Below are 25,831 nucleotides of genomic sequence, written 5' to 3'. Positions count from 1 at the left end.
CCCCTGCCATGGCACTCGACCCCAGCAAGGTCACCAACGAACTCACCGCCACCAATGACGTGTGGTCCGAGGCGGTCAAATTCCTCACCGGCTTTCCCATGCCGGCCAGGGACGGGCTTTTCGACACGCTGGTCGGCAACGAGGGCATTCCACTGATGAAGGTGGAGATCTCGGACATGGACTCCGTGGACTACGTCGACACGGAGGATTACAACTGGCTGTCCGAGAACGCCGGATACAAGATCAACAACACCGACTTCGTCATCCCGTTCTACACCGCCAGCGGTGGGGAGGGGTCGACGGTCTCGTACCACAAGGCGCGTATCACGCTGCTCGGGGACCACAGCGAGAAGGACGGTGAACTGACCGGCGGTGTGACCGAGGGCGGGACGTTCACCAGCCACATCAACAACCACCTGGACATGGACGGGAAGCCCACCTGGGACACCCGGCCGCTGAACCGATACAGCTACGGCTCCGGGCGCGCCCTGGAGGCGTTGCTGTGGGACCCCGAGGGCACCCACGGTTTCTCGTTCGGCGGCGAGCCCGTGCCCAACGGCAGTTCCGTCACCCTGGCGAACTTCGACGTGGTGGCGGGGGCGTTCGACCGGGTGGCGAAGTTCTTCATCGACCAGCAGAAGAAGGTCGAGGAGTGGCAGGGCAGGCTCGGCACCGAGGAGAACGAGGCCTGGCGCGGTCAGGCGGCGGGTGTCTTCTGGGATCTCATCGACAAGCTCAACAAGATGTACTCCGACTACGCGGAGGACATGAGCCCCAACGGGACCTATTACTCGAAGCAGGGCAACGAGATCCGGGACGCCAAGACGGCCCTCCAGACGGCCGCCGGTGACATGCAGCGGGAATGGGCGAGCTGGGAGTGGGAGGACGGCAACCCTCTGGTGCACCTGCACAAGATCCTGTCGTCGATCACCGATTACGCGTGGGACAACAACATCACGAAGATCACCTATGACGTCGAGATCCTGGGTGACTCCGTCTACACGACCTATGAGGCGGAGGCGGGTTTCGACCACCAGGCCAAGCTCGCCGGCGGGCACAATCTTCCGGCGGACTGGAAGGGCAAGGACTTCGGTCCGCTGAAGGATCTCAGCACCTGGGCGAACGTCGGGAACCAGGCGATCCTGCTCTGGCAGAAGTCCGTCGAGGACCGGCTGGAAAAAGTGGCCGTCTCCGCGCTGAACGCCCTGCGCGACGCCTGGAGCAACGCGAACTTCGATCTCGGCTCGGTCAAGTCGCGTCCCGGCGACACCCTCAAGGAGGGATACACCGAGGACAAGTCCGAGATCGCCGAGGAGAAGGCGAACAAGGCGGCCGAGGATGCCGCCGCGGCCGCCGCGGCGGCGGCCAAGAAGCAAGAAGAGTTCATGCAGTGGCAGAAGGAACAGGCCATCAAGGCCGAGGAGGAGCGCAAGAGGGAGAAGGAGGAGGCCGAACGCAAGGAGAAGGAAGCGGAGGCCAAGGCCGAGCAGAAGGAAAGGGAAGCCGAGGCCAAGGCGGAGCAGAAGGAGAAGGAGGCCGAAGCCAAGGCCGCCGAACAGGAGGCCAAGCAGGCGGCCAAGGAGGCCGAGGCCAAGGCCGAGCAGGAGCAGAAGGAGAAGGAGGCGGAGGCCAAGCAGGCCGCCGCGGAAGCCAAGGCCGAGGCGAAGGAAGCCGAACAGGAAGCCAAGCAGGAACAGAAGGAGAAAGAGGCCGAGGCCAAACAGGCCGAACAGGAGGCCAAGCAGGAGGCCAAGGAGCAGGAGGCCGAGCAGAAGCAGGCTGAGGCGCAGGCGCGTCAGGAGCAGCTCCAGATAACGCAGATGAACCAGGCGAAGGCCGAGCAGGAGCGGCAGCGCAAGGAGCAGGCCGAGAAGGAGGCCGAGGCCGAGGCGAAGCAGGCCGAGCAGGAGGCCAAGCAAGAAGCCAAGCAGGCCGAACAGGAAGCCAAGCAGGAGGCCAAGGAAGCCGAGCAAGAGGCCAAGCAGGAACAGAAGGAGAAAGAGGCCGAGGCCAAACAGGCCGAGGCGGAGGCCAAGGCCGACCAGATCCGTACCGAGCAGGAGGCGAAGCAGGAGCAGAAGGAGGCCGAGCAGGAGCAGAAGCAGGCTGCCGCGGAGGCCAAGGCCGAGGCGAAGGAAGCCGAACAGGAAGCCAAGCAGGAACAGAAGGAGAAGGAAGCCGAGGCGAAGCAGGCCGAGCAGGAGGCCAAGGCCGACCGGCTGCGCGCCGAGCAGGAGGCGAAGCAGGCCGAGGCGGAGGCCAAGTACGAGGCCGAACGGCGGTCCGTCCTCAACAACGGCGACCTCTCCCAGCTGTCGCCCACGGACATCAGCGGCCCGGTCGACGACAGTGTGCTGGACCTCGGTGGCGGCTCCCTCAACGACGGTGAGCTGAACGTTCCCGGCGGCGGCGAGACCCATATCGACTCGGACGGCCGGGTGGTCACCGAGTACCCGGACGGCAGCTCGACGACGATCGACCCGCTCACCCACACCTCGACCGTGACCCGGCCCGACGGCTCCACCATCTCCGGCCCGCTCAACTCCGGTGATCTGCTGACCAATCCGGACGGCAGCGCGACCCGCCTGGACTCGCAGGGCAACGTGGTCACTCAGTACCCGGACGGCACCGTCCAGACCGTCGACCCGGACACCGGCACCACCACGATCACGCACCCGAACGGCACGACGTCCTCCGGCAACCTCAACGGCAACCTCAGCCTGCCCTCCGTCAACGCCCCTTCCTTCAACAGCCCTTCGTACGGCGACTACGGCTCCTACGAGGAGGAGCTGTACGACGGCTCCCCCTACCAGTCGCCGCTGGACTACGGCTCCTCGTCGGGGGCCCAGCAGAGCCCCACCCGTCAGCTCCTGAACGCCGGCCCCTTCCCGGGGCTCAGCACCAGCGGCTCGGACGTGGCGAGCAACGCCGCGAGCAGCAGCGGGACGCCCGGGGGCGGCATGCCGATGGGCGGTGGCATGGGCGGCGGTATGGGCGGTGGCGGGGCCGGCGGGGAGAACGGCGAGCGTGTCCGTAACGTGTTCGACGGCGATGTGGTCAGCAACCGTCGTACGAGGGCCGGCGTACGCCCCAATCCCGGCGGTTACGCCGACGACGAGGTACGGGTGGCGGCGAGCGGTCCCACCACGTCCGGCAGCACCCCGTTCCTCCCGGGGGCGGGCGGCCCGGGCGGACCCGGCCAGACCCAGACGCAGAGCGGCGACCGGACGCGCGACGCGTGGGAGCCGGAGGACGACGACGTGTGGGGAACGGACGAAGGGGGCGCGCCCGCCGTGATCGGCCGGTGAACCGGAGGACCCGGGGTCTCGTGACCCCGTATCGGATGACCATTGCCGAGATGACCACTGTCGGGATGTCCGCTGTCGAGCAGGGAGGTGCCCGTTGAGCGAGTCGATGGAGCGGAAGCTGGCCGCGGCGATGGCCGAGCTGACCGCCGTTCAGGAGGCCGTCGCCCAGGCGGAGAGCGAACTCAGCCGGGCCACGGCCACCGTGCGGTCCCGGGACCGCGTGGTGGAGATCACGGTCGGTCCGCAGGGCGAACTGACCGGGCTGAGGTTCCTGGACGGCAAGTACCGCAACATGCCCGGCCCGCAGCTGGCGACCTCCATCCTGGAGGCCGTGCAGGAGGGACGGGCCCAGATGGCGCGCAAGGTCATGGACACGTTCGCGCCGCTGACCCAGCGCGAGGGCGCCGGCTCGGGCCTCGACCTCGACTGGGACCGGATGTTCGGCTCCGCGCTCGACCCGGAGGGCGGCAGCGGTTACGGGCGGCCGTCCCGGGACCGGCTGCGCGACGAGATCCATGAGGACACGGACGACACCTTGCCGAGGGGACGGTAGTCATGTCAGGCAGGTTCGAGGCGGATCCGGCGGGGCTTCAGCAGAGCGGCAACGAGGTCGGCGGGTTGCCGGCGCACGCGCGGAAGATCGGTGACGACTTCATCGCGGATCAGGCCAACTACCGTGGCCTGAACGGATATTCGGACGAGTTCTACAGCGAGACCCATCCCCGGTACGAGGCGAACAACGAGATGTGCCTCTCGGCGATCAGGGCGTTCGAGAACGCCTTCGTCGGGCTTGAGTCGGCGATCTTCGGCAACCGTCGCAACATCGTGGGCACCCAGGAGGGCGCCAGCGACCTGATCCAGCAGCAGCACTCGAAGCTGGACTCGCAAGGCGGCGAGAAGCGCTAAGTGGAGGAGATCAATTTCCCTCCGGACGTCCGGAAGATGCTCTTTGTCCTGCTGGGTGAGCAGCCCTTGCAGGCCAGGGAGAATCTGCTGTGGGGCAGCCGCAATCTCTACCTCGCCTTTCAGCAGTCCTTGATCGGCCTCAGGCAGAACGCGCGCGAGACCATCGTCAAGGCGCGGGACTCCCTGCCTCCGGACGTCGCCGAGCAGTACATCCAGGGCCTCACCATGCTGATCGGCGACGGCTACGGGAACGATCCCGTACAGCGTCTCCTCGATCAGCTCGACGATCTCGCCGACAACCAGATCGACCTCTCCCAGAAGGTCCAGGCGTCCAAATGGGAGATCATCGCCGAGATCATCATGCTGATCGCCGAACTGGCGATCCTGACGGCCCTGATGGCCTTCACGGGCGGTGCGTCCGTGTCGGAGATGTTCCTGGCCAGGGCCAGGAGCAGGTTCGCGATCCTGATGATCGTCGACCGGCTGCTGCGGATGACCCACCTGATGCCGACCCTGACGGAGGCGGTGGAGGAGGCCATCCAGACCCTCGCGGTCCGGCTGGCCCAGATCGGCCTGAACGACGGCGGCCGAAAGCCCGACGGAATCGACTGGGCCGACGTCGGAAAGGCCGCCGCTTTCGGTGCGCTCACCGGCGCGTTCATGGGGGTGTTCGAGCAGTTCTTCAAGCCGCTCAAGAACATCTTCAAGAACTACATGGACGACGTCCTCACGAAGTTCAAGTTCGATCCGGACACGTTGATTTTCAAGGGCCTGAAGAACGGGCCCGGGGAAATCGCCGGCGCCTTCGTGATCGGGGGTGCGAGCGAGGGGCTCGCCGAATACATCATCAAGGGCGCGTTCGAGGGCAACTGGGAATTCAAGTGGGAGACGTTCGTCGGCGGCGGCTCCAGCGCGGTCTTCGACCTCGGCGCGGGGCTCGCGGCCGGCGGGGCGGGGCTGTACGCGTACAACAAGTGGTTCGCCGACACGAACCTCTCCGCCGACCAGATCAATGACCTGCCCACGGACGGCCCGCTGAGCAGCGGAGGGGGCTCCGGAAGCACCAAGTCGACGGTCTCCACCGGTCCTTCGAGCACGACGACGGGTACGACGAGTCTGGGACCCGGGTCCGCGGGGTTCGGCACCACGTCCCTCTTCACCCCGGGTCCGGTGACTCCGGCACCGCTGACGACGACGTCGCCGGGGCCTGTCGTGGGGAACAGCGGAATCGTTACGCCGACGCAGAGCGCTCCGCTGAACACGATGCCGGACGTCACGTCGGACACGTCTCTGTCGGACCCGTCTCTCGACTCGCCGTCGTCCATTACGACCACGACTCCGTCCTTCAACTCGCCGTCGCTCAGCTCGCCGACCGGGTCGACGGCTCCCTCCTTCGTTCCGCCGCGCACCTCCGACTCCTCGTCCGTGGTGGACTACGAGGTCGACGGCACGACCACGCCCGACCTCGACGTGGACCTGGATGCCGTACTCAACCCCGACGGGGTGTCCACGGTTCCGAGGGCGAGCGGTACCGGCGGTACGGGCGGCACCTCGGACCTGGGGGTCGTCCGTGACGGCGCAGCAACCGACGGGGACCTGGCGTCCGGCTCCGAGAGCATCGCTCCGCCTGCCCCGGTGAGTACCTCGGCGGGCCCGCAGGGTGCGTCGAACAGCCCGGGTGCGCAGGGCTCACCGGGACCGTCGCAGCAGTCGGGCCAGTCCGGGCAGTCGGGCAACTCCGGCCAGTCGAACCGCGCGGACCAGTCGGAAGGGTCCCTGGACCAGGCGGACGGCTCCGGCGACGCCGACCTCGTGGACGGCGCCGAGAGCCCCGAGACGACCGACAGCGCGGACAGCAGCGTCGGTCCCGACAGCTCGGAGCAGCTGGACACCGCACCGCCCGGCACGCAGACTCCCGCCCCCGCGCCGGCCACGCCAAGTGCGGCTTCCCCGGGGCTCCGTACGTCCTCGGACTTCGTGTACGACGACAGCGACACGGACAGCGGCTACGGAAGCGCCGACGAGTTCGACGACGGCAGCAGCACCGGTGACACCGACAAGGGCAAGGGCAGGCTCGACGGGGTCGCGTCGCCGACTCCGTTCCCGACCTCCGCGGACCCCTTGTCGCTTCCGGAGGACATCACCACCGCGCGTGACGAACACGCCGACGCGGTACGCACCTTCGTCGACGCCGTCCACCGGGTCGACGCGCTGCAACACCGTGCGGAGACGAACCGGGGAGGCAGCGGCGACGGTGCCGCCCTCGCGGAGGCCACCGCCGACGCGGAGCAGGCCCGGCAGCAACTGGCGCAGAGCGAGAGCCGGTTGCAGGCGCTCGGGATCGACCCGTACGCGGTCGACGACAGCACGCGCTCCGACATCACCCCCGTGGTGCGCCGCGACCCGGCCCAACGCCAGTGGATCGCCGGGCAGGTGACCCCCGCCGACCTCCCCGCAGATCTCTCCGAGGAGGATCTCGCCGAACTCGGCGCCGACGGCGGTGTCGTGACGGTCGGTCAGATCAGCGCGGCGATGCTCGGCCCCGGTCCATGGCCGAAGTCCCTTGACGTCGTGGCCGCGAACGCCACCCGGCGGATCTGGGCGGACGCCTACACGGACTTCGCGGACACCACGCCCGACACCGCCAAGGGCGCCGCCTCCCGTGCCTGGAGCACCGCCACCGGTCTCGTGCTCCCGCTCGAACTGCACCCGGTGCTCGCCGACTCCCGCCACGCGGGCGAGGAGTACCGGGACGCCGTACGCCAGGTCGCCGAGGCCCTGTTGGCGGGCGGCGGCCCTGAAACGGCCACTGCCCTCGCCGACCGCCTCCGCCGCGACCTCGGCCTGCGTCCCCGTCTCCGGGGCGGCGCGCCGAGCAGGCCCGTCGCCATCCCGACGTCCGCCCAGTGGGATCCGGCTCCGGCAGCGGAGTCCCGGGACGACGACTCCGGTGACGACTCGGACGAGGGGCTGTTCACCACGCCGGTGCGACGTCCGCCCGTGGAGTCCTCGGCAGGCTGGGGGCAGGCGCAGGCGGCCCCGGGCACCGACTCGGACGGCGAAGGCGGCCACTCCGTACCCCGGACGGCCAGCGCCTTGGCGGGATCCCTCGGCCCCGACGCCGACCCCGACCTCGACGGAACGCAGGAGGCGCCGCAGCTGATGGCGTCGCCGCCCGCCGCAGGGCAGTCGTCTGCCTCGGACCAGGCACCGGCGCCCGCGAAGAAGATGACGCCCGAGGTGACAGCCTCGTTCTACCGCGGGTATGCGAATTACCTCTTCTCGGGGCAGGGTGCCCGGGACTTCGACAGCGTCTACTACTCGTTCCTCGACGAACAGGACGTCCTGGACCAGAATCTGGCCCGGCATCAGAAGCTGTTGCCGCAGATGGCGAAGTTCCACGACCAGTTGCTGGCCATCGAGGCGGACCAGGCGACGCACCCGACGGTGATTCCGCACACCGATCGTGAACCCATGCGGTTGTACCGGAAGATGGCGGAGGCCGAGTCCGACGCCTTTGTCAACGCCAAGGACGCGAAGACGGGCGTCGCCGATGCCATGGCGTACAACCGCAGTGACGAATACCGGAAGTTCTTCACCACGTCCCTCTCCCACACCAGTGTTTTCGAGAACGCCAACGCGGCGTCGGACTCCGAGAAAGTCGTCGAGTTCACGCTGCCGTGGGACGGTTACTGGAACTTCGTCGGGAACTACGGCACCCCGAACCAGCAGGACGGCGCCTACCGTGTCCGGGATTCGGCACTCGTCCACCAGGAACAACTGCGCGCCGGTGCGGCGGCGAACTTCAGGACCAAGGAGGACGTCGACGCCGTCATCACCGAGCTGACGCACCACAACGTCGGTATCGGCCACGGCAACAGGAAGCAGTTCGCCGCGCTGATCACCGAGATGCGGGTGGTGTCGGCGGACGAGGTGACACAGGCGGCCGAGGACGCCCGGGAGGCCGCGCGGCTGGAACGCGTACGGCTCGCACACGAACTGGTCCAGGAGAAACTGGACGCGGCACGGCAGCGGGCCTCGGTGCACGGCGAGCCGTTCGGCGACTACCTGGCGACGCTGGACGAGGTGGCACCCGACGACTGGTCGGATCTGTTGGACCTGGTCCCGGACCTGGATCCGGATGTGGTTCCGGTGTCGGTGGTGGAGCCGGTTGAGCCGCCGAGGTCGGACGTCTTGGTGGCGGGTCTGCTCGCGCTGCCGTCAGGGGAGTTGACCCAGACGCTGGCGTTGCTGCCTGCGGCGCACCGGCGGTGGCTGGCCGGGCATGCGCCGTTCGTGGACGGGGTGCGGGGGTCTTTGGCGGCGCCGGAGTTCGCCCAGGTGGCGGCGCGGTTGCTGGTGGTCGTGCCGGGTGAGGTGCTGCGGCCGGTGTCGGCGCGGCACGAGACGTACGCCCAGACCGCCCGGATGCTCCAGGACAAGGAAGCCACGGTCCAGTTGCTGGAGTCGGGCGCGGCAGTGGTCGTACTGCCCCAGGACGTCCCGCTGACGTGGGTGAGTTCCTTCGCGCACCTGCATGGGCGGGTGGATGCCGAGTCCGGGCGCGGCTTCGACGACCTGCGCGGTGCGACGGGCGGCCTGACCGCTGCGGTGCCGGAGGAGAACCTGCTGGGCGAGATCACCTCGGTGGGCCCCTCCCCGCACCAGGCGGAGGGCTACTCCACCGCCACCCACGAGATCGCCCACCTGCTGCACACCGTCGCTCTGACCGAGTCCGACCGTGACCTCATCAAGCGCGTGTACGACGCGAAGAAGGACCAGGAAGCCGACCGGCGGAAGGCGCTGGAAGAGGGCAGGGAGCCGGGCCCGCAGGTGCTGTGGCCCGACGATGTCAGCCAGGACCTGAAGGGGCGGGCGGCCGACAACTACTCCTCCATGAACGAGTACGAGTTCTTCGCCCAGCTCAGCAACACGTTCCTGGGGACCAACCACGGCACGGACGCGACGACGGGCCGTCTGCGTCACAACGGCGCCGAGTGGGTGCAGGTCCATGAGCCGGACCTGGCACCGCTGTTGGAACGGCTGTACGGGGCCGATCCCGAGGTCGTGCACAGTGCGCCGGCCAACCCGGTGGCCGCGACGGGCGCGGACAACGCCATGTACGAGGCCTTCCGGGACTTCATGGCCGGCATCGAGGGGACCCCTGAGCCCGTAACGGATTCAGCGGATTCAGCGGCAATGCCCCAGGCAGCGACGACGTCCGTCTCATCCTCGGCGGATCCGGTCACCGGGGTGCACGCGGCTCCCTCGGGCGGCCCGGCGAAGCGGATCACCGCCGATGCCATGGAGGACTACTTCCGCGCCTACACGGACTTCTTCGAGACGGACGACACCGCCGCGGACTTCAACAGCGGCTACTACGTGTTCGCGGACAGCCAGACCGTGCTCATCGGCAAACTGGCCATGCACGACTCACTGGCCGGCCGCATGCGGGCCTTCCACGACGAGTTGGTCCGGATCCGCGACGAGCAGGCGGCACAGCCGACGGTGATTCCGCGTACCGGCAGCGAACCAGCCAAGCTCTACCGGAAGATGTCCGCCGAGGAAGCCGCACAGATCCTCGACGCGAAGACCCCCGCCGCCGGTATCGCCAGCGCGATGGCGTACAACCGCAGCGACGAATACCGGAAGTTCTTCACCACCTCCCTCTCCCACACCCACGTCTTCAGCAACGCGAACGCCGCCTCCGACACCGAAGTCGTCGTCGAGTTCACACTCCCCTGGAACAGCTACTGGGCCTTCGCCGGACGATTCGGCACCCCCAACCAACAGACCGGCGCCTACCAGATCCGTGACTCGGCCCTCATCCACCAGGAGCGGCTGCGGACCGGCGCGGCAGCCAATTTCAGGTCCGCACAGGACGTCGGCGCGGTCATGGCCGACCACACCCATCACAACATCGGTATCGGCCATGGCAACGCCAGGGACTTCGCCGCACTCGTGACCACCAGACGGCAGGTGCCCGCCGCCGAGGTGGCACAGGCGGCAGCGGACGCGGCGGAGGACGCCCGTCAGGCTCGTAGGCCTGCCGTCGACACGCTCATCCAGCGGCAGATCGCCCCCCTGCGGCAACGCGAAGCCGAAGCCTCCGTGCACGCCGCACCCCCCGTGCTCCCCACCACCTCGACGGACAAGGCGTCGGGCATCTGGACCACGCCGCCCTCCGTCTACGTCCGGAACTACGGTGCGGAGCACGACGGCAACGTCGGTCTGGTCCATGTCGAGCCGCTGCCCGCCGAGGTGGTCGCCGGACTGCACGACCAGGTCATGACCGCGCTGGGCATCGCCCGGCCCGTGGCCGACGACCATCCGGTGCTGGTCCAGTTGCGGGACCGGCTCAGTGCGGAGGAGCTGGCGCGGGAGCTGCCGTATCTGCGCAGCAGTGGTGGTCTGAGCGTCACCGTGGTCCACGAGGGCCGGGAGCGCACGGTCGATGTGCGGCTCGCGCTGCGTGATCCGGTCCGCTCGGGGCGCTACGGCGCGAACAGTGTCACGGACCCCGAGGGCCGCGTGGAGCGGCGCGCGCAGGGCACGCAGGAGTCGTCGGGCACGGTCGCGTCGGGGACGGTCCGCGCGGTGCCCGTGCCCTGGTCGGGGTCGTTCCCGATCGCGGCGGCGGGCCCGGTGCGGGCGATCGACGCGGCGCTGTCCCTGACGCTGACGCACAACCAGTTCTCGTCGTCGACCACCGTCACCAACGTGGTGCAGACGATGACCGCGCAGCGCAGCAACGAGCTGTCGCAGCCCTTCGAGTTCACCGGGGAATGGGAGGTGCGGCTGGACTCACCGCCGCTCGCGCCGCCGGTGAACTGGAGCCCGCCCCGGTCGCACGGGCCGGTCACCGTCTGGTTCCCGGAGCATCTCGCGGTCGACCACGAGGGTGAGCTGCCGGAGCCCGCGGGGCTCGACGACGGGCCGGTGTGGGGCGTGGACACGGTCAAGGAGCCGGGGCGGCTGCTGTCGGAGGTGCGGCAGAGCTTCGCCACCGAGCTGGCGGCGCTGTCCGAGTCCTCGGTCGGGGAGCTCGAGACGTTTCTGTCCGAGCAGGTCCTGCGGGGCACGCTGCCGTTGCAGCGCGGCCGGGGGCTGTTCTCGCCGGTCCTGCTGGACGGCGACGGCAACACGATCGGGATGCTGAAGCTCACCACCGAGGTGGAGCCGGTGCAGCCGGCCCACCGTTCGCTCGACGGGAAGATCAACCTGGAGGCGCATGTCACCCAGACGGTGAAGGTGGACAGCTCGGCGAAGCTGACCAGCGGGGTCGCCCTCGACGGCAGTGTCGGTCCGTCGTTCACCGGTGACCACGACCGGGGGCACGCGGGGGCCACGTCGGTGGTCTCCGGGAGTTTCGTCGGCAAGGCCGGCGCGCGGCTCCAGACCAACTCCGCGCTCGCCGCGGGCGGTTCCGCCAGCATGACCCACTCCGTGCGCAGCAACCGCAGCCATCTCCTGGGCCCGGTCAGGGTCACCCACCGGGTCACCCTGATCCGGGCACGCGGCGGCAGTACGTCCCATGACTTCGGGCCCTGGGACGCGGGCATGCAGCTGCGGATCCTCAGCAAGGCCGACGCGCTGGGACAGGAACACGCCCCCGGCGAGGGTCTGCGCGAGCTGCCCGACGAACTGGAGAACCTCCAGAACCTGGGCATGTCCGCCGCCCCGCTGGCCGTGACGGGCACCGAACCGCTTTTCGAGCGGGCCGAGTCGTGGCTGCGCGAGCGGGGCTTCCTCCCGCCGGCCGAGCCGACGCCCGGCACCCTGTTCGACGAGGAGACCGCCAAGGCCCAGCTGATGAACCTGCGGCGGTTCGAGCAGGCCAGGTCCGAGGTGGGGCTGCGGGCCTCGGTCGACTCCATGCTGGACGGCGGCCAGGCCCTGTGGTTCGACCGGCCGTCGCGGACCGGCGGCACGCGCCGCGTCCAACTGCGGCTGTCCGCCTTCCGGGACACCGCCGACGGCACCGGGACCCGGCACCGCCGGACGCTGCCCGACGTCCAGAACATGGGCATCTCCTCGTTCAGCGTCGGCGGCACCGAGTCGACCGGCTACGGCTACGGCTGGCAGGCCGGTTTCGGCGGAGGCGTGGCGGGACCGGTCGGCGACGACCGGCCGTGGTCGCTCGGCGGCAGCGGCGACTACACCTACGCGCAGGCGACCGCCCACACCTCCACGGTCGGCGCCGGGATCAACCAGGACCAGTTCTTCATCGGCAGCGGACAGTCCGCCGAGGTCTTCGAGGTCCCGGCACAGCTCGCGCTCGACCTGTACGAAGGTCCGGGCACGGAGCCGGCCGTGCGCTTCGCCGACCCCGGGCGGCACCCCGACGACGAGGTGTCCGCCGTAGCTCCCGCGGACATCGAGCGCCCCGCCGAGCCCGAGCGTCCCGTCGTACGCAGTGTCGGCGGGAGCATCACCCTCCTCGTCCCGCATCACCGCACGGTCGAGCCGGGGCAGGAGCGGGAGACGCCGCCGGGGCACAGTGTCCGCCTCGCGGACGCCGACGACCGGGCGAGGCTGGCCATGACCGGCCCGGACGGCAACCCGCTGCCCGGTGTCGTCCGGCTGCCCGACGACGCGATCATGGACGGCATACGCGGCTCGGCCGCCCTGCTCGACGCCTTCGGACAGGCCGTCACCAACACCTACCCCGGGCACCCCGAGAAGGGCCTGCTCGACCAGGCGTGGGACACCGTCGCCTCCTATGTGCCCGGCAAGGTGGCCTCGGCCACCGCGCCCGCCAGGGACTGGATGTCCGAGGCGCTGACCGGCGCGGACGTCACCGACCAGAGCACACCGGCAGCCGAGGCGCTGCGGACCGCGCTCAGCCCCGCCAACCTCGTCGCACGCGCCCACCAGATCTTCAAGGGCGGGTACGTCATCGAGGGCCTGACCCTGCCCGGCCTGGGCGCCGACCACGAGTTCTCGGTGGAACTCCAGGGCTTCCTGCACGACCCGGAGCACCTCCAGAGCGCCAAGCAGTATCTGGAGACGGACGTCGGCGCCACGGACACCGCCACCCAGCAGACCACCACCAGCACGAGTCACGGGGGCGCCGTCGCCGCCATGACCCAGCAGCGGCCCGCGAAGGTCCCCGACGGCGCGCCCAAGCCCGGGCCCTCCGCCCTGTTCAACCCCTCCGGCCGGTACGCGTTCACCCACCGTACGGACGACACCCACACCCTCGGGTCGAGTACGGGTGTGACGCGAACGCCGACCGAGAGCGGCACCCAGCACCGCGTCCGCAGCGGCGCGACCATCCTCATGACGATCCGTCATGGGCGGCGCAACGTGGTCGGCAACGCCCTCGGTATCACCAGTGCCGAGCCCGTCACCGTGGCCGTGGAGCTGCCGCGCGCGGCGCAGTTCCTGCTGACCGACCCCCAACTGGCGCGTGACGCGGCCTGGTTGACGGGCGTCGAGGGCCTGACCGTGCCCGAGCGTCCCGAACCGAAGCTGCCCCTGCCGGACAGGTTCGCCCGCACCGGGGAACCGGGCCTGGCCGGTGTCCTGTCCGTCAGGCAGCTCGGCGGCGGCCCCGACGGCCGGGCCGAGCAGCGCGACCGGCTGCGCTCCGAACTCACCGACCTCATCGAGCGGGAGGCGCCCGGCTCCACCACGCCGGGCCGCGCCTCGTACCTGCCCGGGGTCAAGGCCAGGATCGCCGACATCACCATGCCGACCGCGTTGCGCGCGCTGCCCGGCCGGGGACCCCACGGCGTCCAGCGCTTCCACTTCCGGCATGTGGCCAAGGGCGGCGCCCGGCTCGTCGAGGTCACCCTGCGGGCCAGGCCCGTACAGGACACCGCCGGGCTGCGCACGGTGCGCGGCAGGCCCGCGGGCGCGGGCACCGGCCAGGAGCAGGTGCACATCCACGCCCCGGCGAACACCTCCAGTGCCGTGTCGGAGACCCGCCAGCACACCGGAGTCTTCAACCCCACGACCCGCTATCCGCGTCCCGCCGACGACGACCGCACCGACCGGACCGGACCGGCGGTCTCGGCCGTCGGCGTCCGTACGGACACCAGCAAGGTCGCCGCCTCGGCGGAGGACCGCTTCTGGATGCGGACCGACAACGCCGCCGACTTCGACGTCGAGTACGAGTACGAGGCCTCGGTCCGCTCCGAACTCGTCACCGACTGGCCGCTGGACATCCCCGGCGGCCTCATCGAGGGCGGCGTCCTGGCCTGGTACGAGGAGGAGACCGGCCTCGCCGACTGGCTGAGGCAGACCCTGTACGGCCGGCCCACCCGCACGGTGACCGTGCCCGCGGAGGTCACCCTGCGCTTCACCGGCAGCGAGGCGGCCGATCCCCCGGCGTCCGCCACCCCGGTCCCGGCCGCCGCCTCGGCCGTCCACCCGTCCACGGCGCCCCCCGGTGCCGACGGGCGCCGCGTCACCGACGGGCAGCGGATCGTGCCCACCGGGCCGACCCCGGTGTTCCACTTCAACGGCTATCCGCAACTGGTCCAGGCCCTGCACACGGTCGCGCCCCGGCTGGCCTCCGAGTGGCAGTCGTCGCAGGCCTCCAGCTCCGCCGAGGCCACCGCCGTACGCATCGGCGAACTCATCCAGGCCGGGAAGATCAGCCTCGACGCGCCCCGCGCGGCCGCCGGACTGACCGACACCATGCCCGGCGCCTACCCCCTGGAGTCCGATTCCGACACCCCGCCGAGCCTCCGGATCACGCTGCACAACCCCCGGCGCGTCACCGACGCCGGAGATGTGACGCTCGACCGGCTGCGCCTGCCCACCACGGCCGCCTCGACCTCGCTGGCGACCGGCACCACCACCGGCCTCGGCGTGCAGGCCGCCTACGACGCGGGCGGCGACGGCCGCAACATCGTCGGCGTGGGGGTGGCGCTGCTGGCCCAGCAGCCCATCGCCACGGGCCAGGGCTCGGCGGGCGCCGCGACCCGCCGGGAGTGGTTCAAGACCGGCGGTACCGCACTGCCCGCGGAGGGGCGCGGGGTCCGCAGCTACGAGACCATGACCGACGTCGTGATCACGGTGGCCGGCCCCGGAGGCACCCGGCATGTGACCGGCAGCGCCGAACTGCGGCTGTCCGAACGGGACGTGCTCGGCTACGGCATCACCGACGCCCGTACCGACCCACAGGTCTACGATCTGCGGTCGATGCTCGCCGACCAGTCCGCGGCCGACCTGCGGGACTGGACCACGCACCCGCTGACCGACCTGCCCCGCGCCCTGGCCGACCGGCTCGACCCACAGGATCCGGCCGCACAGATCTGGCTCGCCCCGGGCCCGGACCCCGACGGCTCCCTGCTGGGCCGCGCCCTCTACGCGGCCTCCCGGACCGCCGTCCTCGCGGACCGGCCCGTCGAGCTGGTGCTGCGTACGGACGACGGGCTGCGGCACTGGCGGTTCGACCCCACCGGCGGCCTGATCAGCACCGACGCGGACACCACCGACGCCTGGACCGACCTCGCCGCCCGGATCACCGCGCACGCGGACGCAGCCCTCGCCCAGGCCGACGCGCGCCGACGGGAGAGCGACCTGCGCGGCCCGCAGGCCGAGAGCCGGCTCGCCCTCGCCACCGCCCAGGACGACCTCGACACCGCCACCACCGAACACACCGACGCCCGGAAGGCCCTCGGCAACGCCGAGACCGAACTCACCGAGGCCCAGGAGGCGCTCACCTCCGGCCGGGCCGAGCGGGACCACTGGGAGGGCCAGGTCCGGAAGCTGTCCACCGCGCTCCTCGCCCTGCCCGGCAGGATCGCGGAGGTCAAGCAGCGGGAGTCGGCCGCTTCCAGCGAGCTACGGGCCGCCGACGCCTTCCTCGAACACATCGCCCGTCAGGAGGCCGGCACCGTACCCGAGGCGCGGGCCCGCGAAGCGCGGGAGCGGGCCCGGAAGGCCGATGAGCGGCTCACTCTCGTACGAGGGGAACTGACGGCCCTGCGCGCCGACCAGGTGCGCGTCCAGGGCGAACTCGACGCCGCCCGGGCCAAGGCGAGGACGGCCGCCGACCGTCTGCCGGGCCTCGAACAGACCCTGGCGGACGCGACTTCGAAGACGTCCGGGGCGAAGACCCACCTGAACACGGCCGCCGAGCACCTCACCACGGTCACCGAGGACCGCGATGCCGTACGGGACCGGCTGCGCGCCCTCAACCGGAACATCGTCCTCGCCCTCCAGGACCAGACCGACCGCGCCGCCGCCCAGACCGACGCCGAACAACACCTGCCGAACCTCGCCGACCAACTCGACACGGCCCACCAGGCCACGGGCGAGGACCTGGTGAGCGTCCCCCTCTCCTCCCTGGCCTCCACCCCGGCCCGCCGCCCTGGCCCGCTTTCGACGCCTCGGCCGGGCACGGTGGGGACACCGAAGTCGGGGACGACTGCTGCGCCTCCGGTACCGCTTGCGAAGCCGACGGATCCGGCTGGGAAGCCGTCGGACCCGCCGGTGAAGCCGACGGATCCAGCCGTGGAACCGCCGGTGCCGCCCGTCGACCCGCTGGACCCGTCTGCGAAGCCGACGGACCCGGCTGTGGAACCGCCGGTCCCGCCGGTGAAGCCGTCAGACCCGCCCGTGGAACCGACGGACCCGCCGGTGAAGCCGTCAGACCCGCCCGTGGAACCGCCAGTGCCACCCGTCGACCCGCTGGATCCGGCTGCGAAACCGACGGACCCGCCCGTAAAACCGACGGACCCACCCGTCAAGCCGACGGACCCGCCCGTGGAACCGCCGGTTCCTCCGGTGGTGACCGGGACGCCTCCCGCGCCGCTGACGGCGCCCCTGCCGACTCCGCCGGTCCCGCCCGTGCAGTCACCCGCTTCGTCCTCGTCGGCGGCGGCCGGGCCCCTGTCGAAGGTGCCGGGCGGCAAGCCGACCTCCCAGCAGACCCCGGCCGACGGCTCCCTGTTGCCTCCGGCCGGGGGCCGGCCCATCCGTACCGTGTCCAACGGCGAATGCCTGCTGCACGCGTTCCTCGCCAGTGATCCGCAGCACGTCCGCAACAGCCTGCCCGGGCTGGCAAGCGACCACCCCGGGTCCTTCCAGTGGCTGTCGGACACCGGCGGTGTGCGTCGCGATCTCCGGCGACGAGCGGAGGCGTACTCCCACACCGGCACCCTGCCCCGGCACCGCCAGGCGGATCCCGTGACCGCGGCCATGCGGGACTTCGTCGTGAACTACCTGGTCCGCGCGACGGGCAACGGCCAGTTGCCCCACGAGGTCATCGGCCAGCTCCGGCTGTCGACCACACAGGAGTTCAGCGCCGAACTGAAGAAGACGCGCACAGCCCAGTTGGTCGCGCTCGCCCGGTGGCACGGCATCAACGAGCCCGCCGGACTGGACACCCTGTCGGACGGCGAACTGCGCAAGCGCCTGGAACTCGCCTACGCGACCAGCCCCGCACCGCTCACCACCGAAGAACTGGCCGGCCTCCTCAACGCGGTGCAGAACTGGGCACAGAGCTGGGAGTCGGCGTACGGGGAAGTCTTCCCGGCGCTCACAGCCCATGCCTTCGGGGTCCGGATCGACGTGGCGCGAATCCTCGCACCAGGACAGCGCCACGTGGTCAGCAGCCTCGGGCCACAGGGCGGAGCCGCCGCCGGGAACGTGGAGATCTACTACAACGGCGTCAACCACTACGACGGCAGCGACGCGGCGGCCGACGGTACGGGACCGCATCCCGCGCCCTCCGGGCCTGCGTCCGAGCAGGCATCCGACGACTGGTCGGATCTGTTGGACCTGGTCCCGGACCTGGATCCGGATGTGGTTCCGGTGTCGGTGGTGGAGCCGGTTGAGCCGCCGAGGTCGGACGTCTTGGTGGCGGGTCTGCTCGCGCTGCCGTCAGGGGAGTTGCCCCAGACCCTGGCCTTGCTGCCTGCGGCGCACCGGCGGTGGCTGGCCGGGCATGCGCCGTTCGTGGACGGGGTGCGGGAGTCTTTGGCGGCGCCGGAGTTCGCCCAGGTGGCGGCGCGGTTGCTGGTGGTCGTGCCGGGTGAGGTGCTGCGGCCGGTGTCGGCGCGGCACGAGACGTACGCCCAGACCGCCCGGATGCTCCAGGACAAGGAAGCCACGGTCCAGCTGCTGGAGTCGGGCGCGGCAGTGGTCGTACTGCCCCAGGACGTCCCGCTGACGTGGGTGAGTTCCTTCGCGCACCTGCACGGACGGGTGGATGCCGAGTCCGGGCGCGGCTTCGACGACCTGCGCGGTGCGACGGGCGGGCTGACCGCTGCGGTGCCGGAGGAGAACCTGCTGGGCGAGGTCACGTCGGTGGGCCCCTCCCCGCACCAGGCCGAGGGCTACTCGACCGCCACGCACGAGATCGCGCACCTGCTGCACACCGTCGCTCTGACCGAGTCCGACCGTGACCTCATCAAGCGCGTGTACGACGCGAAGAAGGACCAGGAGGCCGCCTGGCGCAAGGCGGTCGAGGAGGGGCGGGATCCAGGCCCGCAGGTGCAGTGGCCGGACGGTGTCGGCCAGGACCTGAAGGGGCGGGCGGCCGACACCTATTCCTCCATGAACGAGTACGAGTTCTTCGCGCAGCTCAGCAACGCGTTCCTGGGGACCAACCACGGCACGGACACCGCGACCGGCCGCCCGCGCAACAACGGCGCCGAGTGGGTGGAGTCCCATGAGCCGGACCTGTTGTCGCTGATGCGGCGGCTGTACGGGGCCGATCCGCAGGTCGTGCACAGTGCGCCGGCCAACCCGGTGGCCGCGACGGGCGCGGACAACACCGTCTACGAGGCCTTCCGGGACTTCATGGCCGGCATCGAGGGAGAGGACGGAGAGGCCACGTCCACTGCTGATGCGGTGGTGCCGTCTTCGAAAGTCACCTTGGCGACTGGTTCAGGGGCGGGTTCGGTTGCCGGGGTGCACGCGGCTCCGTCGGGCGGCCCCGCGAAGCGGATCACCGCCGATGCCATGGAGGACTACTTCCAGGCGTACACGGACTTCTTCGAATCGGACGCCACCGCCGCCGACTTCAACAGCGGCTACTACGTCTTCGCCGACAACCAGACCGTGCTCATCGGCAAACTGGCCATGCACGACTCACTGGCCGGCCGCATGCGGGCCTTCCACGACGAGTTGGTCCGGATCCGGGACGAGCAGGCGGCAGAGCCGACGGTGATCCCGCGTACCGGCAGCGAACCGGCCAAGCTGTACCGGAAGATGTCCGCCGAGGAAGCCGCACAGATCCTCGACGCGAAAACCGCCACGGCCGGAATCGCCGCGGCCATGGCCTACAACCGCAGCGACGAATACCGGAAGTTCTTCACCACCTCCCTCTCCCACACCCACGTCTTCAGCAACGCGAACGCCGCGTCGGACTCCGAGGTGGTCGTCGAGTTCACGCTCCCGTGGAACGGTTACTGGGCCTTCGCCGGACGATTCGGCACCCCCAACCAGCAGACCGGCGCCTACCAGATCCGTGACTCGGCCCTCATCCACCAGGAGCGGCTGCGCACGGGTGCGGAAGCCAACTTCAGGTCCGCCCAGGACGTCGGCGCGGTCATGGCCGACCACACCCACCACAACATCGGCATCGGCCACGGCAACGCCAGGGACTTCGCCGCACTCGTGACCACCAGACGGCAGGTGCCCGCCGCCGAGGTGGCACAGGCAGCGGCGGACGCAGCCGAGGCGGCCCGCCAGGCACGCAGGCCGGCCATCGACAGACTCATCAAGCGGCAAGTGGCTCCCCTACGGGAACGCGAAGCCGAAGCCGCCGAGGCCGGCGTGCACGCCGCACCCCCAACCGCCCCGACGGACGGCATGCACCGCGAGAGGCGGGACCCGGTTTCGTACGTGGACGAGAAGCCGGTGGCCGAAGTGAACGCCGGCGCCCAGGACGCTCCGGATGCCGAGGACGCCCAGGACGCCCAGGACACCCCCGGCTTCCGGCGCACCGGGACCCACGCCGCCGTACTCGACGGCACCGCGTTCACCCTGCTCCCGGCGCCGGGGGACGACGCCGGCGCCCTGTTGGACGTACTGCGCCTCGCCGCGCCCGCCGCGCTCGTGGAGGCGGGGATCGATACGGCGGACGCCCTCCGCGAGCGGCTGGTTCGTGGTGTCGGCGACGGTGAGGTGCCCACCGTGCTGGTGCCGCAGCCGACCGGAGGACGGAGCCTTTCCGTGGAGCGGCTGGAGGGACTCGGTGTGCTGCTCGACAACTCCCAGCGTGCCCAGGGAATCCTGCTCGGCGGTGACCTGCCTCTCGCCGATCTGACGCCCGTTCAGCGTCTCCAGGTGCTGCTCGGCGACTCCTCCTACGCGGACGCGGAGACACGGCTGTACGCGCTGCTGGCGATTGCCGTTCGCCTGTTCGACGCGCACGTGGCCATGGTGGATTCGGAGGGAGAGGTCACGTTGCTCGGCGATCCCTCGGGGAGCGCGCCGCCCGTCCTCCTCGTTCCCGACGGTGACGGCCGTCTCGTCGGGCATCCGGGCGAGCCGCCGAACAACGACCGCGCCTGACCCGAGAACGACCCTGAGAACAAGACCTGAGAACAAGAACAACCCTGAGAACAGAGGAGAGTTCGTACCGTGCCCGCTCAGCCCGAACCGTTCGCCGGTCCGCCCGGCGGATCCGCCGCGGCCCAAGTCCGGTGACGGTAGGTAGTGTTGGCCCTCCCGCCGGACGCCGGGGCGCTCGCCCCAGGATCACGCCTGTCGCGTGCCGTTCATGTGTCGCACGCGTTCGGGCCACCGAGAGGGACCTCCGGCCGGATGTCTGTGGAGCAGGCCGCCGACCGACGAGGGTGTGTGACGAACGGTTCGAAGGGGTGGTACGCGTCTTGTCTTCTGGAGGACTTGCCATGGCGACCGGCGCACGGGAGCGTGCCGCGGTGGCCTCGGCCGACGGGAGCCGGGCGTGAGCCGCTGGGGTGGTGCCTTCGGCCGGCGCCGCGGTGACCGGGCGACGACGACGGGGCGGACGGCGCCCCTGGGCAAGGGGGCCGACGAGCCCACCGAGCGGCTCCTGGTCGAGGACCACGACGGTCTGCTCCTCCTGCGTCCGGCCTCGGACGAGACCCTGGAGCCGGTCGATGTCGCCGACCTGGCCCACACGCTGCACTCGGAGAACGGCACCGTCACGATCGTCGCCACCGCCCCGGGCGGCGCGGCGGACGCGCTGTGGCCGCGACTGAGCGAGCTGCTCGACACCCTCAGCGCGGAGGGCACCGGGTCCATACGCCTGGTCATGGCCGGCGCCGGGGACGACCGCCCGGAGCGGCCCGCCCTGGCCCGTCGTATCGCGGACGCCTGGGAGCTGGTGGTCGAGGCTCCCGACGGGCAGGTGCTGGTGGTGCCGGGTGGGTCGGTGTTCGTGCCGCCCGGTGGCGCCGGCTGGTGGCGGTTCGCGCCCGGGGAGGAGCCGGAGCTGCTGGGTCCGCGCACTCCGGCCCCCGACTGGCAGTCGGGGGTGCGTCGGGTGCCCGCCAGGATGACGGACGGCTGTGTGGTGGACCAGATACCGGCGGGCCTGCTGATCCGGCCGGCCGAGGCGACCGCGTCCCGGCCCGGGGATGTCTTCCACGCGATACCCGTCGACCACAGGCGTCCGGCCGTGGTTGTCGGCGTGCCGTGGGGCGAGGATGTCGCGGCGTCCGAGGTCGCCGAACTGCTCATCACCCTGCCGGCCGCGGTGCGGTCCCAGGTCCGGCTCGCCCCGGGCGGGCGACGCGATGTACTGCGGCTCGGCCAGTCGGTGGCCTGGATGCTGAAGTCCGAGGTCGAGGTGACCACGGGGCTGCCGCTGTTCACCAGCGAACGGCCGCTGGGCTCGTACGGTGTCCGTTCCGTGCTGGTCGGTGCGGACGGGGCGCCGGTGTGGGTGCCGTTCGTGGACGCCGCGGTGTGCCCGCCCTCCGCGGACGCCGACCACGCTCCGCCGCCCCGGCTGCTGCACTGGGCACCACCCTTGGAGGAGATCGGCGGTGCCGAGAACGGCGTGGTCGTGCTCTCCGACCGGTGGCTGGCCACGGCGACCAGGGCCGGCCTGTGGGTGGGCCCCCGTGACGGGGCCCCGCCGTCGAACAGCGTCCACCCGGTGAGCGGCGACGGTCCGGTCATCGAGATCGGCCGCCCGGGCGAGCGTCTCGACTCCTCCCTATGGCCGGTCCTGTCCCGCCTCCTGGAAACCCTCGCCCCCGCCGTACGCGAACGCGCCGCCCTCCACGTACACGCCACCCCCCTCGACGGCGGCCGAGCCCTACGCACCCTGGCCGCCGACCAGGGCCTCCGAGTCATCCGCTTCGCCAAGCCGCCCCATTCACCCCGCCCGGCGCCAAGGGGAGAGACACCCGTACGCCCGGAGGCAACTCCGGCACCCCACACCCCGGGCCCCCGCCCGGCAACGACAAACGGACCAGCACCATCGGCCCACCCGAAGGCAGCACCTACGGCCGCCGCCACAGCGGTCCCGAGTCCCCCTCATGCCACCGGAGGCAACGGCCCCGCAGCACACCCGACACCCAACCCGGCCGACCCGCACCGCACAGCGGGCACGACGGCAGACCCGGGCCGCTCTCCTGCCACGTCGGCCCTGCACCGCGCGCCGACCAGCAGCACCGACACCCCTGCTCCCCGGCCGGAGCACGGGCCCACAGCACCGCCCACCCCTGCTGCCGCCGCAGCGGCCGGCCCGGGTGACGCTCCTGCCTCAGCGGTGCCGGTCACCGGGGGCGACGGTCCCGGTTCCCGTCCGAGGCACGGACCCGCCCCGCGCCGGGAACCGAACCCGGCCGAGCCGACGGGTACGCCGGCGGCCCCGGGTAGCCCTCCCGCCACCCCGACCCCGCACCCGGCGCCAACCGCCGTCAGCAACGACCCCGCTCCCCGGCCCGAGCACGAGCCCGCGGCACCGCCCTCAGTTCGCCCCGCCGAACCCGGCGGCCAGCCCCCTACCGCCGCCGCAGCGGCCGGCCCAGGTGCCCCTCCCGCCGTACCGACGCCACCCGACGCAGGCAACAGCACCGCCTCCCGTCCGGAGCACGAGCCCGCAGCACGCCCGACACCACCAGACCCGGCCGCACCCATCGACCCGCACCGCACAACGGGCGCGACGGCGAGCCCGGTTGGCGCTCCTGCCCCGTACCGGGCGCCGGTCACCGGCAGCAACGGCCCCGCTCCCCAGCCGGAGCGCGAACCCGCTGCGCCACGCATCCCGTACCCCAAGCTGACCGGACCCACCGCCCCGCACCGCACAACAGGCGCGACGGCGAACCCGGTTGGCGCTCCTGCCACCCCGGCGCAGCCCACTGGAGGCAACGCTCCCCAGCCGGAGCGCGACCCCGCAGCGCCCGCCGCCCCGCACCGTACGACCGGTGCGGCACCGGCCCCGGCGTCCCCTCCTCGCCGGGCGGAGGCCGGGCCGAGAACCGCGCCCCGCGAAGGCGACGGCGAACCGACCCCGGCCCCCGGCCCCACACGCGAACCCAGCCCTGCCGGGCCTCCACACCGTCCGACACCGACACCCACACCGACACCGACTTCCTCGCCCGCGCCCAACGCAGCGCCCCAACACCCCCTCCCCCCAGTACCCGTATCCCCCCGCCACCAGAGCACCGAAGAAGAACGCACCTCCTTCCGCGCGCTCGCAGACGCGGCCTGGGAGCGGCACAGCGCTGCCGTGAACCGGGCCCTCGCCGGGATGCCCGCGTTGCGCGGGGCCGCGCAGGAGGCGGCGCGGGCCGATCTGATCGCCGTACGGATGTATCTGAAGAACGGCGAAGGGCCGCTGGACCACCGGGAGTTGACCCGGTCGCTGCGGGACGGGGAGCCCCGGCTGGTGCCGTATGCCGCCTGTCTGGCCTCCGGGCTCGGACGGCTGCCGTCGTACCGGGGAGCGGTGCTGTGCGGACCCGGCGGTGCGGCGGGACATGGGGAGTTGCGGCCGGGCACGGTACTGCGGGACCCGGCGCCGCTGAGCGGGCTGCCGCTCGACGCGGCCGGGAAGGACCGGATCGCGGGCGTGGGCTACGCGATCTGGTCGATCACCGGCCGCCGGGTACGGCAACTGCTGGACTCCGGTGAGGAGATCGTGTTCGCCCCCGGCACCCCCTTCAGGGTCCTCGACGTACGGACCGAGGGCGGCGCCCCTCTGGTTCTGCTCCGTCAGCTCCCCGACATGGGCACGATGTCCGGAGTGCTGGAGGACGCGGACCGCACGGCCCTGGAACGGATCCAGCACGCCCTGACCGACCGCACGTCACCAGGTCCCGGGGAGTGGCCGGAACGGTGTTCGGGGCCGGTCGGCGAGTACTGATCCCACCAGGGGACCCCATCAGGGAACCGTTGTGGGCCCAGGACATGTCAATTACCCCGTGGACACCTCCAGTTGTCCCCGACGACATCTGCAAGGTAAATCTTGTGACTGGATGAACAGATGACTTCTCTTGATGAGAGGAATGACTGGATGGGCGCACGAAACGAGGGGGACGGGACGACCCCCGGATCCGCAAACGGTTTACCACGTGTGCGGGTGGCGGTCGCCCTGTCAGCCTCCTCGGAGCCCCCTGAAGGCGCGCTGACCCCGGCCGGCCGGCCGACGGCCCCGGAGCGGTCCACCACGCCCGAGCAGTCCACCGCGCCCGAGCGGTCCGCGGCCCCCGCCCCGGCCGCCGTACTGCCGGAGGAACCCGCCGGCACCTCCACGGCCCCGGCGCCTCCCCAGGTCCAGGGGGCCGACAGCGAGGCCGCAACCGCCGCGACCATCGCGACCGCGACGACCACCGCGAGCGGTGCCGCCGCGACCCCAGGCACGAGCGAGACCGCCGCGCCCAGCACCCGCGGCCAGGACCCCGAGGGAGCCATGCCCGCCGCCATCGCGGCGGCAGCGGGTGCGACACCGCCCAGGAACGACGGCCACACGGCCCACGACGGACGTCCGAAGAAGCCGATGCTGGCCGCGGCGGCCATCGTCGGGGCCGTGCTGATCACCGTCCCCTTCCTGCTGATGGGCGGAAAGGACGACGGCAAGAAGTCCGACACGGTCCAGAGCGTGTCCCAGCAGGACAAGTCCGACACGGTTCTGGGCGCGGACGCACCGAGCGAAACGCCGGACGACTACACCACCGAGCGCCCTTCGGCTCCCCCGAGCCCGAAGGAGTCCAAGGCCTCGGCCTCGCCCCGCACCACGCCCGCCGCGCCCCAGAAGTCGCAGCCCAAGCCGTCCACCGGCAGCAGCAAGTCGACGACGGCCAAGGCGACCAAGAAGGCGAGCACGCCGAAGGCGACGAAGAAGGCGGACACGCCCAAGGCGCCGGTGTGGACGCAGACGTCCGTCTCCGCTCCCAGCACGCTCTCCGTCGGTGAGTCCTGGACCACGAACCGGATCAAACTGGTCCAGCAGGAGGACGGCAACCTCGTCGTCTACAACGAGAACAACAAGGCGCTGTGGGCGAGCATGATGTTCGGCAAGAACCACAGGACCGTCTTCCAGGAGGACGGCAACCTGGTCGTCTACAACGGTGACAACCGGGCCGTGTGGGCCTCAGGCACCTACACGCACCCGGGCGCGAAGCTGGTCCTGCGCACCGACGGCAAGGTCGTCATCGTGGACAAGGGCACCGTGGTCTGGTCCACCTGACCGTCCCGTCCGCCCCTTC

At 71.1% G+C, this 25,831-nt stretch carries 6 protein-coding genes; all 6 read left to right on the top strand.

What is annotated here, in order from left to right:
* Nucleotides 1-8 precede the first annotated feature (8 nt).
* The gene (locus tag OG787_RS32005; protein WP_405537426.1) at nt 9-3,308 is read left to right on the top strand and encodes an AAWKG family protein; all 3,300 of its coding nucleotides are present in this window, start codon (nt 9-11) and stop codon (nt 3,306-3,308) included.
* A gap of 94 nt (nt 3,309-3,402) precedes the next feature.
* Nucleotides 3,403-3,861 carry a YbaB/EbfC family nucleoid-associated protein gene (locus OG787_RS32000; protein ID WP_369033310.1) on the top strand — a complete coding sequence of 153 codons (459 nt, stop codon included), beginning with the start codon at nt 3,403-3,405 and terminating at the stop codon, nt 3,859-3,861.
* A gap of 2 nt (nt 3,862-3,863) precedes the next feature.
* A complete protein-coding gene (locus tag OG787_RS31995) occupies nt 3,864-4,214 on the top strand; it encodes a hypothetical protein (RefSeq protein ID WP_369033311.1) in 351 nt (116 codons plus the stop codon).
* Nucleotides 4,215-20,696 (top strand): hypothetical protein, encoded by a 16,482-nt coding sequence (locus OG787_RS31990; protein WP_405537424.1) that lies wholly within the window; start codon nt 4,215-4,217, stop codon nt 20,694-20,696. It begins immediately after the preceding gene.
* Nucleotides 20,697-21,093: 397 nt separating this feature from the next.
* Nucleotides 21,094-24,489, top strand: a complete 3,396-nt coding sequence (locus tag OG787_RS31985) for a hypothetical protein (protein WP_405537423.1) — start codon at nt 21,094-21,096, stop codon at nt 24,487-24,489.
* Between the two features lie 216 nt (nt 24,490-24,705).
* Nucleotides 24,706-25,812: a mannose-binding protein gene (locus tag OG787_RS31980; RefSeq protein WP_405537422.1), complete on the top strand. Its 1,107-nt coding sequence runs from the start codon at nt 24,706-24,708 to the stop codon at nt 25,810-25,812.
* Nucleotides 25,813-25,831 lie beyond the last annotated feature (19 nt).

The sequence above is a fragment of the Streptomyces sp. NBC_00075 genome, from assembly GCF_045041225.1.
Taxonomy (GTDB): Bacteria; Actinomycetota; Actinomycetes; order Streptomycetales; family Streptomycetaceae; genus Streptomyces; species Streptomyces adonidis.
Note: the sequence above shows the minus strand (reverse complement) of the source record. Positions and strands in the feature narration are given on the sequence as shown.